Consider the following 15,458-nt stretch of genomic DNA (forward strand, 5'->3'; position numbering starts at 1 on the left):
AATTAAGCGCCATTTACACACATTATTTTCACATCTTAAGTATTAACTTAATAAAATAATTAAACTTTTTAGTATGATTTTTGATACAACTTACTGTAATAACAATTACAATTAAAATATTTGTTATAATAGGTTATAAAAGAATACTCAAAATACACCTAATGAATCATTTAATTAAATTATCACTAACACCATTGTTTATATTAACCTTCATCCCTTTCGACTTGTATGCTGATGATTTTAGTGGTCAACATTTATCACTTATTTGGGGTATCCCATTTGTTGGTATTTTGTTGTCGATAGCATTGTTACCATTATTGATCCCCCGAATTTGGCATCATCATTATGGCAAGATCACCATTTTTTGGACGTTGCTCTTTATGGGATCAGCATGTTATTTTTTTGGGTGGCAATCAACTCTTGAGCTAACTACTCATGCAATATTCGCTGAATATCTTCCTTTTATTCTGTTATTGCTGGCGCTGTTTACCGTATCAGGTGGTATTTTAATTAAAAGTGAAATAGTCAGTACCCCAAAATTAAATGTATGCTTATTAGCAGTGGGCACTTTATTAGCTTCAATCATGGGAACAACTGGAGCTGCCATGCTAATGATACGCCCCCTTATCAGAGCCAATCGCAATCGAAAACAAGCCGTTCACATTATTATCTTCTTCATTTTTTTAGTGGCTAATATAGGAGGAGGATTGACACCACTTGGTGATCCGCCACTATTTATCGGTTTTTTAAAAGGTGTCGATTTTTTCTGGACAATGAGCCATATGTTATTACCAGTATTGTTAACCTCGACATTATTACTCACGATTTTTTATTTCATTGAGCGCCACTATTTCCAATTACAATACGGAAAGCAACATTTAGCCACAATGCCCAAAAATAACAGTTCCATAAAGTTTTATGGATTAAATAATGTGTTACTGTTAATCCTGATTATTGCAATGGTTCTATTATCTGGAATATGGCATTCTTCTATAGAGATAACGCTATTCGGGACGCATCTAAGTCTGCCTAACCTTGTCCGAGATGGCGTTTTTATCATTATCACCCTAATTTCTATTTGCATAACTCCGAAAAACATTCGCGCAGCTAACGAGTTTAATTGGCAACCTATTATTGAAGTAGCTAAACTATTCATTGGTATATTTATTACAATTGTACCGGTTCTGGCAATTTTGAAAGCTGGCAGTAACGGCGCACTATCCACTGTTGTTTCATTAGTTAATAATCCACAAGCGCACCCCATTAATAGTATGTATTTTTGGCTTTCCGGGTTACTATCAGGATTTTTAGACAATGCACCAACTTATCTCGTCTTTTTTAATTTAGCATCGGGTGATGCAACAATATTAATGACTTCGCTTGAAAAGACCTTATTAGCCGTATCCATGGGTTCTGTTTTTATGGGTGCTTTAAGTTATATTGGGAATGCACCTAACTTTATGGTTAAAAGTATTGCAACCCAAAATCAAATCAAGATGCCTAGTTTTTTTGGGTATATGAAATGGTCAATTGGCATATTAATCCCTGTTTTTATTGTTAATAATTTATTATTTTTTATTTGACAACGTAAAAATAGAATGGGGTCAGTCAGTGACATCAGATGAATATTGCCTGTTAATAAATCCTAAAAGAACTTTAAATATTTCTTTTTTACTAGTTGAAAACACTTCACTTAATTTTATTTCATCGGGATTAGCATTATTTTTTAATGTTAACCCGATGCCTATCGAAATAATATTAATCCCTAATCACGGGTCGAAATGCACACTTACACATTTTAACAAAAATTTAATTTTTGATTTTAACCACTAATTTCACTGATCAAATTATGATCATAAAAAGATGATTTTTATATATACTTATTAATCGAATAAGAATAGAATTAATCGCCTTTAACGAGTTCCTGACAATAAAATCAATTTAGATACATAATTCACATCAAATTATTATTTAAATGTAAATATTGTTAGGATAATTTTTACGCAACCCGTTAAAGACAAGTAATAAGATCTAATTATAAAAAAAACTTTGTTGGCTTGATTTCTAACAAAGTTGACTAAGAAATACCTTAAAAGGATGAAAATATGAATAAAGTTTACAAAATAGTCTGGCACACCTCTAAACGACAATGGGTTGTTGTTTCAGAGCTGGCAAAAAAAGGGAAAACGAAAAGTTCAAAATTGTTAGCAGTAACAGCATTGGCTTCGCTTTCCGCTAATGCATTAGCTGGTCCTTGCTCAATCAATGTTCAAAACCAAATAAATGTCAATGGTAGTAACTGTGAACTTACTGATGACAGCTATACGGGCATTGAAACTAAAGGGCAAGATAATAAAGTCATTACTGTTGATAACGGCGGTAAACTGACTTTTAATCCAACTAACGGTAAAGTGACCATTACCAGCAAAAACCAAAATCATGCTTTGGTCGTTGGGACGACAGAACCTTATCCTAAGCAAGACCCAGTAAATAATCGTCCAAATTTAGGCGGAACGGTGACCGTTGACGGCGATTTAACGATTAATCTTAACGCTCAAACTTTACCACCAGATGCTACAAAAAAACAATACCGACCAAGTAGTATTTTATTAGGGGACAATAGTGAATTAGTGGTTAATGGTAATTTAAACATCAATCACACCGATTTCTGGCCCGATAAAAATGATCAGTCACAAACCGAATTTGAAACGGGTGCCCCGATCGACGTGTCTTTGACGAAGGCAAACTCAGCACGCATCACGGTAAAAGGAGAAACCAATATAAAATCGAATGGTGACGGTATTCGTAATGGTTCGGAATTAAATGATACCCAATTAGGGGGGATCTTAAATTTTGAGAAAAACGTCAATATTGAAGCAAATTATGTTGGTTTAAAAAACAGCGCAGGTGACACTACATTTCATAATGATCTAAATATTAATATGAAAGAAGGAAAAGGAATTGTTCAAACTTCTGGTTCGATTCATGTGAAAGGTAATCTGGGTGTAGAATCAAATAAATTAAGCGGTGCTAGCCATAACGCCATCGATATTTATGGTGGTGAAATGAATATTGATGGTATAACTACAATTGAATCATATGGTGCAGGGAATCAACATTATGCATCAGGCACTTCATTATATGTCTCAGGACAAGGGAAAGCGTCTTTTGGTTCCGAACTTAACGCAACCACCAATAGCGTCAATTCCAATAATACGGATACCGGTAACGGTGATGTCATAAAACTGCAAGATCTGGGAGAAATTAATTTAGCGAGCAAAACATCCCTTACTGCAAAAGGCGCCGGTAATGGTATAACTATGGGTGGTAATAGTAAATTAAACCTTAACCGAGAAACGACTATTTTTACCGAAATGGGCGATGGTCTCAATATTAATGGTGGCACAATCAATAGTGATAAAGCCGACCAATTAAATATCAGTTCAAATGCGAATAATGGTAATTTAATTAAAGTTACAAATGGTACTGTCAACTTAGCCAAAAATACCACGCTTAATGCTAAACATGCTACTCACGGTATTCATGTTGAAAATGGTACAGTTAATTTGAATCAACAAACCACTATCAATACCCAATTGGGCAACGGTATTCATCTTAGCGGAGGAAACATCATTGCCGCAGATGATTCACAGTTAGACATAACCACGACAGAATCAAGCGCTATTTATCAAACAGGTGGAAATTTAATATTAAAAAATACAAATATTAAATCTCCGCAAGGTTATAAAGCCATTATTCTCGATGGTGGTTCACTATCTAATTTAGGTAAATTGACAATTGAATCCGTGACGGATACGGCAGCGATACATAGTACTGTCGAATCTGGCAAAAAAGCGGTATTTAATAATACTGGAACATTAGATACCAGTAAAATTGATAATATTCAATCTATTGTTAGTCATGATAAAACAGGTACATTAGAAATTAACAATGCGAAAACGGGTGTATTGAATGCTAACAATGGTAATCTTTTTACCAACACATCTACAGGAACTATCGTCGTTAATAATGCTGGTAATTTGTATGGCAAGATTGAAACTGGAAATGGTAGCATTAATTTAAATAACTCTGGCCTTTGGGAAATCACTGAACATTCTACTCTCACCAATGTCAAAAATGCCGGAACCATTCACTTTAAACACCCAACATCGCTTAACCGTAGTGCAAGCGAATTCTATTCAATTGATATTGCCGGTGATTATGTTGGTGATCAAGGTACAGTGAAAATGCATACTATATGGAATGCTTCAGACGACCCAAATAATAGTAGCATCAAGTCAGATGTTTTAAATATAAGTGGAACAGCTAAAGGCACAACGACCATCGTTCCATTATCTGCTGATGGTACAGAACGCATTATTGATGGTAATATAAAGCAAATTGAAAAAAGTTTGAATAGTGTTTTAGTTGTCAATGTTGCTAATAGCGGATCAGAAGTTGCCTTTACGGGTAAAGCTCAAACGACCGGATTGACAGAAGTTCAGTTAGCTAAACGTACCGTCGATAATCGAGATGAATACTATTGGACAATGAAAGCAAGAACCAAATCACTTGTCGAAACCAATAAAACTATTTATGCCGATCCAATTGCGGCTTATGCACTTATGCCGAGTGTCAACTTTGAGCAAGGATACACAACGTTAGCTAATTTAAGGGAACGTCGTGGAGATATCTATTGCTTGGACTGTGCTACTGACGATAGTCAAAATACTTGGGCTCGAATTTTTGGTAAACATCAAAAACAAGATGGTGAACATCGCCTCAATTTTGAAACCAATATCTATGGTTTCCAAATTGGGCACGACTTCGCCATCACATCGTTGGAAAATAATGGTCTGAATTTATTTGGTGGTTATCTGTCTTACAACAGAGCTAAAACTGATTTTTCTGATAAATATCGTACTAAAGACGGTATCCTCATCAGTAACAAAAAAACAGGGAAAGGCGAATCAGATAACTTTAGCTTGGGTATTACTAATACCTACTATACCGGTACTGGCACTTATGTTGACTTAGTGGGTCAATTATCTTATCTACGCAACAAATATAATGCTCGCACAGGTAAAAATCCATCCACTCAAGATGGTTGGGGTGTAGCGCTATCGGCTGAAGCAGGTCATTCAATTCCATTAAGTGGAACGAATTGGTCTATTGAACCTCAAGCACAACTGACATATCAGTATTTGAAACTTGACAGTTTTAATGATCATATTCGCCATGTCGATCAGAATAATCCTGATACATTACGTGGTCGTGTTGGTGTCATGTTTGCGTATAATGCAACAGATACAGAAGACCAAAAAACGTCAGTATATGGTATTGTAAATATCTTGCATGATTTCTTTAGCCCTGATGATGTAAAAATTGGACGTGATAAACTTAGCGAGAAGTTCAATAAAACTTGGGGAGAAATTGGTTTAGGTTTAAATATTCCAATTACTACCCAAAGTGAACTATATGGTGATGTCCGCTATGAACACAATTTTGGTGGCAGTAAACATCAAAGTTTTCGTGGTAACATCGGTTTAAAAATAAACTGGTAATTATCATCAATCTATTCTGCCACATGAAAGTAATGTTGAATTTATGTGGCAGAATATTCAACGCTTAATTTTCTATTATTAATTGAACTAAGATTAGCCTTAAAAAATGGCTTATTGACGTCATCAAAATTGGTTAACAATGACCAATAATGACAGACAAAACGATGTAATATTAAAAATTGTCAATTTAACCTAAGTTATAGGCTATGCAATCGGTAAGAGTAATCTATTTATACTGTTGTTTAGGATATGAAGGATAGAAGACAAATTTAGCGGTGTTAAATCGTTTTAAATTTTACTTTACTGGATCGTACAACATTATAAAACCAATGATGTACGATCCTTTTTATTATTAATCGTTAATATTCCATACTACCAACGGATCATCATTCCAACATTCCCTGATAGACCTTGACGATGAGTACTACCAAAGTTATGTTCATATCGAACATCACTATACAGATTCATGTTGGTCACTATAGGTAACTGCATACCGATACCCATTTCTCCCCAAGTTCGTGCAAACTTTTCGTTGATATGATTACGACCGATATTGGTTTTTTCTGGATTCACGAAATCATGCCATAAATTTCCAATAACATAAAAAGATTTGCGTTGACTAAATTGGTTATCATCATGATAGGATAACTTTAAGCCTAAACGACTACGTAAACCGTCTTGTCCATTTTGATCAACATGACGAATACCATCTCTAAAGTGACTTAAATTGATATGTTGGTAAATCAATTGTGCTTGTGGTTCTATTGACCAATTTTTATCAAACACTGAAATAGCGTGCCCAACTTCAGCAGAAACAGCAGCAGCCCAACCATGTTGACTATCTGGATTATGGCTATTTTTAGCATGATATTTGTTAGTTAAATAAGATAATTGACCTACTAAATCTAAGTAACTCCCACCTTGGGTATAGTAAGTGTTCGTTAAGCCAAAACTAAAGCTTTCTGATTTACCATTACCTGTTTTTTTATCATGTGTGATAACGCCATCTTTTGCATGATATTTATCTGAAAAATCAGTATTGGCATTACTATAGGCAAAATAAGCACCTAACATCATGACATCTTGACTATCTGTCTGTTTAACAAAAAAATCATGACCAATTTGTAAACCATAAATATTTGTATCAAGATTTAAACGTTGTTTACCATCTTGTTTATGCTGTTTCCCAAAAAAACGTCCCCAAGAATGATTTCCATTAATTTCACTACAATCATAACAAGTTATGTCACCTCGACGTTCTCTGAAGCTGGCTATACTAGAATACCCTTGTTCTAAATTGACACGAGGCATCAATGTATAACCTGACACTGGATTTGCGTAAATTAACTTATCAAATTTAGCATTTTGAGCATCTTTGCCTGATTTCGAATTAGCTGCCATAGTCCAAAAGTATTCATCACCACTCTCTGTAGTGCGTTTGGCTAACTGAAACTCAACAACGCCATTCGTTTTTGCTGTGCCACTAAAGGCTTTTTCGTTATTACTTTCGGCAACATAAATGACAGGCGTTGTATTTATCGCTTTAGTGATTGATTTTATATCACCATCAATAATATTCTCTTTACCATCATTAGAAACAGGAACAACAACGGTATGCCCTTTAGCTGAACCGGCAATTTTTATTGTATCAGATTGAATATTTTTATCGCTTTCATTATCAGTAGCTCCCCATACAGTACGCATTTTCACGATACCTTTTTTTCCAACATAATCACCCTTCACATCCATAATATGAAATTCAGTTGGCGATTTATGAGCAAATGAAATGAGACCTGAATTTATGACATTATTTAAATTTGAGTCGCCATTAATATACCATTGACCACTATTATCAAGATTTATAATACCTACATTAGCATCCATTGTTCCGCTAAGTTTACCTGCATTATTAATATTAATTGTACCTGGTGTGATATTTTTAAATAATGAACCTTTATCAAAAGAAAGATCCCCATTATTGCTATTATTCACAATAAACGTTCCTGTTCCTTCATGAATAAACATATGTTCAATTGATGTCGAAGCGGGATCAGCTCTAAGTGTTCCATTATTGTTAAATGTTGTCGTATCATCACCCATGACAGCTGCATGGACTATTGATACATCATTATTTGAATTTAAGGTGATAATTCCATTATTCGTTAAGGTTCCGTACCATAAATGGATACCCTTTCCTGCAGTAGTAATTGTCGTATTTTTATTTAATGTTAGATTACCAGAATATTTTTCATTTCCATCCTTGTTGCCTAGGCTGATTCCAATACCACTAACTTGACTGTTATTAATGATTAAATCATTATTAAAGGTAATGTTTCCACCATTACGTATCGCATCTGCTCCATCAGTGTTAAACGTTGCAACACCATTGACCGTTACCACATTGTTATCTTTTACAACTTCCAGTGGTGCACCAGTAGGGGTTTTTTTAGTTATCGTTAAATCACCTTTAATTAAAAGGGTACCCTTATTGTACATATAAATACCACGAGAAACTTTATTACCGGTAATAATTTCCAAATCACCATTAAATATTGTTGTCCCGCCTTCTACTTGAGGTCCGCCATTACCGCCACCTATCGCTAGCGTGTGATTACTTGAATAAGAAGGGCTTATCATTTTTACCTTATCAGCGGTAAATATTGCTGTTGTATTTTCACCTTCAATGCGTGATAAATTAGTTCCGTAGTAATCACCGTTTGAAAATTCACATGTTGAACCTTGGTTAGCATACGCTTTGTTACCGGCATAACAATCAGCATAAGCAATATAGGGAGCGCCCATTAATGCTGTTAATACTAATATTTTTTTAAATTTTGATTTTCCATGTCGTAATACTTCCGAAGTCATAATCCAACGTTGTAGTGCAACATTCCACTTTAATCTATATTTTTGATCCATATTTAAAACAACTCTCATTTAATCCCATCAATTAATTTTGTGTAAAACACAAAATTTCCATCTTGCCTTAAGCTTATTTATATATCGGTCATAACACTTAAATTCTTTATGTTTTTTTTCAACTTACCTCTTAAAACTATAACCAACTGATTGATATTTATTTTTTACTTTGCACTGAATACTACATTACCTATTTTTATTTACATGATATTTTTAACTCAAATAAAAAAATTTTATTGATATTGAGAAAAATGAATCAGTAATGACAACTTAATATCCAAATTTTATATGCTATAAAAAAATATTTACTTTTTTTATAAATAGAATTTAATATCAAACTCTAATGATTGTAAATAATTATTTATTTATGTATAGATTATGTTAATTCATTAACAATTATTTAATTTAGATAATCACAATAATTCCCAAAAATCATTTTAGAAAAGATAAGTTGTTTATATTGACGCATGTCAAAATGAGGTTGCAATTGAGTTTATAATAAAAATTACAGTCATTTTTTTAACTAAATGATGAACGCAAAAAAAGGCATTTTTTAAAAGCATCAACTAAATTAACATGAATATTTTAACCTTTTAACTTTTAACTATTTCATCAATAACTGTTTTAAATTGACAGCGAATTTACCCCAGCATCCATCAATATTCATTAGCAAATTTTTATTTAAATGCGTAATAGCTCATCCTGCTTGAGGCTTTAAATAAAACGTCTGGTTAAGTTCAAATATGTTTTCTTAATCCATGCAAAAACGATCATTTTATTACTCATAATAAAGCAAATAAACAATAAGGCTTCAGTTTTGTTTTTAGTTCGTTTTATACTTTCATAATAATTATTGTTATAATGACCTATTTTTACAATAATTTGAGAGTGACTTATGTTAAATCAGCTTAAAGCAATTATTCAGTATCTTCTTCCAAAACAGTTTTTAACAATTATCTTTGGATGGTTAGCCAAAAAACAGTTGGGAAAAGTCACAACATGGATGATTAAAGGCTTTTGTAAGTTATATCGAGTCGACTTAAGTGAAGCAAAGCTCACTAATGCCGCAGACTATAAAACATTTAATGACTTTTTTGCGCGGGAATTAAAAGAAGATGCTCGCGAAATTGATACGGCTGAAAATTCAATTATCATGCCCGCCGACGGCGTATTAAGCCAATTTGGTACAATTCAAGATAGCCAATTATTACAAGCAAAAGGACATTTTTATTCACTCGAATCTTTGGTTGCTTGTCATCCAGATATGATTAAGTACTTCCAAAATGGATCTTATGCCACCACCTATCTATCGCCCAAAAATTACCACCGTTTCCATATGCCATGTGACGGTACATTACGCGAGATGATCTATGTGCCTGGTTCACTTTTTTCAGTCAGTAAAGCCACAACAGAAAGCATTCCGAATATTTTTGCGCGTAATGAACGTGTTATATGCCTTTTTGAAACAGAATTGGGGCCAATGGCACAAATATTAGTCGGGGCTACGATCGTCGGAAGTATTGAAGTAGATTGGGCTGGAATAATCACACCACCACGTGAAGGAATCATGAAACGTTGGACATATTCTGATGAAATTAAACTCAGCAAAGGTCAAGACATGGGATGTTTCAAATTAGGTTCAACCGTTATTACATTATTTGCTTCAAATGCGATTGAATTTTCAAACGATCTTAAAGTTGGGGATGTAACACGTGTAGGTCAAAAATTAGCTGAAAGGATTTAACAATATGTGGATGCGTGGATTATTGTGTTTGTTATTAATGGTTTTTTCTTCAACCCTATTCGCTGAAGAAAAAATAACGACTATTGATGATGTTCAACAACTTACTGAAATCGTTGATAAACTCAACGAGACTAATGAAGATCTTCGCCAAAATATGGAAAGCCAAAAGATTCATTTAACCAGTATAATTAACGAACAGACAAATATATCAACGCAAATCTCTCATGTTCAAAATACCCTAGCTACTCTCGATGAACAAGGGGAGTGGCTAAGCTTTTCAACAGCATTAGGTGAAACATTACGTCAACAATTATTACGTTTACCTGAAAAACCAAAATCTTTAGCGCTCGACGCAGAAATAGCCAAAGCAAAAGTTCAACAACTTAATTACAGTAATGTTCTTAAAAATTTGGATAATTATCCAAATTTATCTAATCAAATTAACGCAGGAAAACAAGGCTCACAATATCGTCGTCTATTACGTGAACAAAGCGAGTTACTTAAGACGTTAATCGCAGGTACAGATACCACGATTTTAGAATTAACCAAATTAAAAATTGCCAATAAGCAATTAATTAATGCTATTGACGAAGTGAATGATGCTGCTCATCGATATTTCTTTTGGGTTGCTGATGTAAATCCCGTATCATTGAGTTTTCCGTTACAATTAGCTAAAGACGTCAATTATGTTATTTTTTCGATCGACTCGCTTTCACAATTATATAAAGCGGGAATCCAAATACTGACGACCCCGAAAACGCTTTTTTTACTGATTTTATCGATATTATTTGTCGTTGTGCATTTTAAAATGCGTAAAAAATATTACGCATTTTTGAATAAATCTGCCTCCCGTGTGGGTAAAGTAACGCAAGATAACTTTTCATTAACTTTAGAAGTTGTCATATATTCTTTAATCATGGCTTTACCGGTTCCTATTTTATGGGCAGTCTTTGGCTATGCATTACAACTCAACTGGGATTATCCTGTTGCCGTTGCGTTAGGATACGGTGTTAATGCTGCTGCTCCAATTTTATGGGTATTTATCATCACGGCACATCTGGCATCACAAAACGGCTTGTTTATTAGTCATTTTGGTTGGTCATCTAAAAAAGTCCGTGCAGCCATGAAATATTATCAATTATCGGTATGGCTTGTCATACCATTGGTTATGGTTGTCATGAGCTTTGATCAGTTCAGTAATCGTCAATTTGCCGCAACTATTGGGCGTATTGCGTTTATCATTCTTTGCTTTGCGTTAGTGTTTATGACTAACTCTATCCACCGAGCAGGAGTTCCACTTTATATTGATAAAAAAGGATCGGGCGAAAATTTATTAAGCCGTATCGTTTGGCTAATACTTCTTAGTGCGCCATGGCTTGCCATTATTGCTGCTTGTTTGGGTTATCTATCAACGGCACAAGTTTTATTAGGTCGTCTTGAAGCATCGGTCGTGATTTGGTGTGGACTTCTCGTTATCTATTTTATGATTCGTCGCTGGATGTGGATACAAAAACGGCGTATCGAATTTGAACGAACTAAACAACGCCGTCTTGAACGTCTGCAACGCGCTAAAACACCCGAAGAAGATCTGGCTGACAACGTCGATGAGCCTGTTATCGATTTAGATGTGATTAGTGCACAATCTTTACAACTTGTACGTTCTATCATCATGTTAATTGCTTTAATTAGTATGATTTTACTTTGGTCTGAATTACATTCAGCATTCGCATTTATGAATAATATCAAACTTTGGGGAACTACCACGATCATCAATGGTACCGAAGTTGAACAATATATTACTTTAGGCGCGGTATGTATTGCTATTTTGGTGATGACAATTACCGTCCAATTAGTTAAAAATCTACCTGCATTACTGGAATTGGGAATATTGCAACACTTAGATTTAGCACCGGGCACCAGTTATGCAATATCAACCTTATCAAAATATATCATTTTAATGATTGGCTCCATGATGGCCTTTTCATTTATTGGGATAGATTGGTCTAAAATACAATGGCTTATAGCGGCACTTGGTGTTGGTTTAGGTTTTGGTTTACAAGAAATATTTGCAAATTTCATTTCGGGATTAATCATTCTTTTTGAAAAACCAGTCCGAATAGGCGATACCGTAACAATCAGGGATCTGACTGGTAATATCACCAAAATTAACACTCGAGCCATCACTATTGTTGATTGGGATCGAAAAGAGATTGTGATGCCGAATAAAGCATTTATCACCGAACAACTCGTTAACTGGTCATTGTCAGATTCTATTACACGAATTGTACTCACTATCCCGGCTACAATTGATGCCAATAGTGATCTGGTTATTGAATTACTTCAAAAAGCCTCGGATAAATGTGAATATGTGCTTAAAGACCCTGAACCGCAAGTTTTTTTAGTGGATATTCAAGAAGGTATTCAATTATTTGAACTGCGTGTTTTTGCTGCTGAAATGGGACATCGCATGGTGTTACGAAGTGCAATCCATAAATTAATCCTAGAAGCCTACCGTGAAAACGGTCTGACACTCCCTTTTCCACCATTACAAACCAATTTAGAGGCACTGGGTCGCAAAACTGGGCGTCGTAGTTATACTGTAGGAACCATTTAACCAAAAAGTGTCTCTAACCAAGGCACGCCGAAGGCGCCTGGCGCTAACAGAACAAATGCCCATATCGGTGCTGAGGTGATGTTAGCTAAATTAAACTTAGTTGTTGGCATATGCATTGCGCCAGCAACTAACGGCACTACGGCTCTTAACGGACCAAAAAAACGCCCGATAAAAACCCCTAACGCGCCATAACGTTGAAAAAATTGCTCTGCTCGAAAAACCAATTTAGGATACTTTTTAAGTGGCCAAGAATGGATAACTTGATGATGATAATGTTTACCTAACCAATATGAAATTAAATCACCCAAAATGGCTCCTAGCGAAGCAGCAATCAATACCGGTACGAAAGCGAGTGTACCTGTTCCAATTAATGCACCTACACCTAATAATATAGCCGTTGCTGGAACCACTAAAGAAATAATGGCAAGCGATTCACCAAATGCTAATAAAAATATAATGGGCAAAGCCCAGATTTGATGATTTTCAATAAATTGCATTATGGTGTGTGAAATTTCATTTAATGACATAATTGCATCACAAATTTTCAATTGATTATGGTGACCTATTTTATCATAATAAGTAAGTATTAGCGTTAAGTTATAAGTGCATTATGAATTATCTTACAACTATTTTTAAGTATGCTAATACCCTATTTTCAACAAATCCAGATAGCGTATAATAGCTAATCACTTAGCCATAACGTTTTATAAAAGACAGATAGCCAGAGAAAGTCTATGACAATCGGTTTAGAACATATTACCGTTGAAAAATTTAACAGTAATCAACCTATCCATTCAGAACATGATGTTTTAGCTATAGAAACCCCTGTTGCATTGGTATATAACGGTATTTCACATGTTGTCATGATGGCAACCCCTAAAGACCTTGACTATTTTGCTATCGGCTTTTCATTAACAGAAGGTATTATTCAATCCCTAGATGACATCTACAGCATTGACATTATCAAAGTGACAAATGGTTTTGAAGTGCACATTGAGCTATCATCACGGCGATTTTTTGAGCTTAAACAAAAGCGCCGGAACTTAACAGGTCGAACAGGTTGCGGTATTTGTGGCACGGAACAGATTGAACAAGTCTGTAACATCTTGCCTACCTTGTCATCCACTCATTTCATTGAGTTATCCTATTTTAATCAAGCATTGTCAGCATTAAAATGTGTTCAAACTGTTGGTGAACAAACGGGTTGTACGCATGCTGCAATATTACTTGATTTAGCAGGTAATTTTATTGCTGGTTTCGAAGATATAGGTCGACATGTCGCATTGGATAAATTGTTAGGCTTTCGAGCGACACAACTTAAAAAAAATCCGAATTTTCCTCAAGGTGTTATTGTTGTTTCAAGTCGAGCCAGTTATGAAATGGTACAAAAAACCATTCATTGTGGAATTGAAATATTGATGGCAGTATCCGCTGCAACCTCGATGGCAGTCGATATGGCCAAGAAAAGTAATCTTACCTTAATCGGTTTTTTCAAAAATGATAAAGGTGTGATTTATTCAGCTAGTCACCGAATACGTTAAAAGGTGAACAATGCGAGTTTAACGATAAATTTTTATGTGATCTTTTTCGCGTTTTAAAAAAAAGATGATTAATTATTTTTTTAGATATGACATACTACGGCGATTTTAAGAATGTGCCAAAAATAACAACGCCATCACACATTCTCAAAATGAATTTATTAATAATACATTAATCTTGAAAAGATGAATTAGCTTCATCAAAATTTATTCTTACAAACATCTACAGACAATTTAAGGATACATCCATGCATCAAACATCTGATATTCAACAAGCGGTCAGCTATATTCAACAAAAAACCAATAAAAAACCAACTATTGGTATTATATTAGGTTCAGGATTAGGCCCTTTTGCCGATACGCTTGAAGATGCAATCCATATTCCTTATGACACAATCCCTCATTTTGCAAAATCAGCTGCTGTGGGACATTCTAATGAGTTAGTTATTGGTCAATGCGGCGATAAAACAGTAGTTGCCATGAAAGGACGTTTTCATTACTACGAAGGATTTTCGTTAGATCAAGTGACCTTTCCGGTGCGAGTCATGAAAATGCTGGGCGTTGAAAAACTGATTATTACCAATGCTTGTGGTGCAGTGAATACCAATTTTAATCCTGGTGATTTGATGCTGATTACTGATCATATTAATTTGACGGCAAATAATCCTTTAATTGGTCCGAACAACGATGAACTAGGTGTACGTTTTTTAGATGTCAGTGAACTTTATAATAAACAATTACGAGCAACCGTTTTAGACGTTGCCAAAGAACTTAATATTACCTTACGCCAAGGCGTTTATGCTTGGTGGACAGGGCCAACTTATGAAACGCCAGCAGAAATTAGAATGATTCGGGTATTAGGTGCCGATGCAGTCGGTATGTCCACTGTGCCTGAAGCCATTATTGCTCATCATTCGGGAATTAAAACGATAGGCATATCCTGTTTAACGAATATGGCTTGTGGTATTTTGGATCAACCATTAGGGCATGAAGAAGTGATTGAAACAGCAGAACGTGTAAAATCAACGTTTTTACAATTAATTACTAAAACGATAGCACGCTTTTAATTACTGTTTTAT

General features: G+C 34.7%; 8 protein-coding genes. 6 read left to right on the forward strand and 2 right to left on the reverse strand.

Going from position 1 to position 15,458, the window contains the following annotated elements; all coding sequences use genetic code 11:
- The first annotated feature begins 161 nt into the window (after window positions 1-161).
- Together J3U36_RS03770 and J3U36_RS03775 are read left to right on the forward strand one after the other, a co-directional pair.
- Window positions 162-1,583 (forward strand): sodium:proton antiporter, encoded by a 1,422-nt coding sequence (locus J3U36_RS03770; protein ID WP_267378192.1) that lies wholly within the window; start codon window positions 162-164, stop codon window positions 1,581-1,583.
- Between the two features lie 522 nt (window positions 1,584-2,105).
- Window positions 2,106-5,564, forward strand: coding sequence for an autotransporter outer membrane beta-barrel domain-containing protein (locus tag J3U36_RS03775; protein ID WP_267378191.1), 3,459 nt, complete (start codon window positions 2,106-2,108; stop codon window positions 5,562-5,564).
- 372 nt (window positions 5,565-5,936) lie between these two features.
- Here J3U36_RS03775 and J3U36_RS03780 read toward each other — a convergent pair whose 3' ends face one another.
- On the reverse strand, window positions 5,937-8,483 hold the full coding sequence (locus tag J3U36_RS03780; protein WP_267378189.1) for an autotransporter outer membrane beta-barrel domain-containing protein: 2,547 nt from the start codon (window positions 8,481-8,483) through the stop codon (window positions 5,937-5,939).
- An 895-nt stretch (window positions 8,484-9,378) separates the two neighbouring features.
- On the opposite strand from J3U36_RS03780, the gene asd reads away from it, so the two are divergent.
- Complete coding sequence (asd, locus tag J3U36_RS03785) at window positions 9,379-10,227, forward strand: archaetidylserine decarboxylase (RefSeq protein WP_267378186.1); 849 nt, start codon at window positions 9,379-9,381, stop codon at window positions 10,225-10,227.
- Window positions 10,228-10,231: 4 nt separating this feature from the next.
- Complete coding sequence (mscM, locus tag J3U36_RS03790; RefSeq protein ID WP_267378184.1) at window positions 10,232-12,841, forward strand: miniconductance mechanosensitive channel MscM; 2,610 nt, start codon at window positions 10,232-10,234, stop codon at window positions 12,839-12,841.
- Here mscM and J3U36_RS03795 read toward each other — a convergent pair.
- Window positions 12,838-13,368: a DedA family protein gene (locus J3U36_RS03795; RefSeq protein WP_267378183.1), complete on the reverse strand. Its 531-nt coding sequence runs from the start codon at window positions 13,366-13,368 to the stop codon at window positions 12,838-12,840. The two genes, mscM and J3U36_RS03795, sit on opposite strands and share 4 nt — an antisense overlap.
- Before the next feature lie 207 nt (window positions 13,369-13,575).
- Between J3U36_RS03795 and fdhD the strand changes: the two genes are divergently transcribed.
- Both fdhD and J3U36_RS03805 read left to right on the forward strand, forming a co-directional pair.
- The gene (gene fdhD, locus J3U36_RS03800; protein WP_267378180.1) at window positions 13,576-14,382 is read left to right on the forward strand and encodes a formate dehydrogenase accessory sulfurtransferase FdhD; all 807 of its coding nucleotides are present in this window, start codon (window positions 13,576-13,578) and stop codon (window positions 14,380-14,382) included.
- 245 nt (window positions 14,383-14,627) lie between these two features.
- Window positions 14,628-15,446, forward strand: a complete 819-nt coding sequence (locus J3U36_RS03805; RefSeq protein WP_267361209.1) for a purine-nucleoside phosphorylase — start codon at window positions 14,628-14,630, stop codon at window positions 15,444-15,446.
- The last annotated feature ends 12 nt before the right edge of the window (window positions 15,447-15,458 follow it).

The organism is Gilliamella sp. B3817, assembly GCF_026536705.1.
GTDB lineage: Bacteria > Pseudomonadota > Gammaproteobacteria > Enterobacterales > Orbaceae > Gilliamella > Gilliamella apicola_I.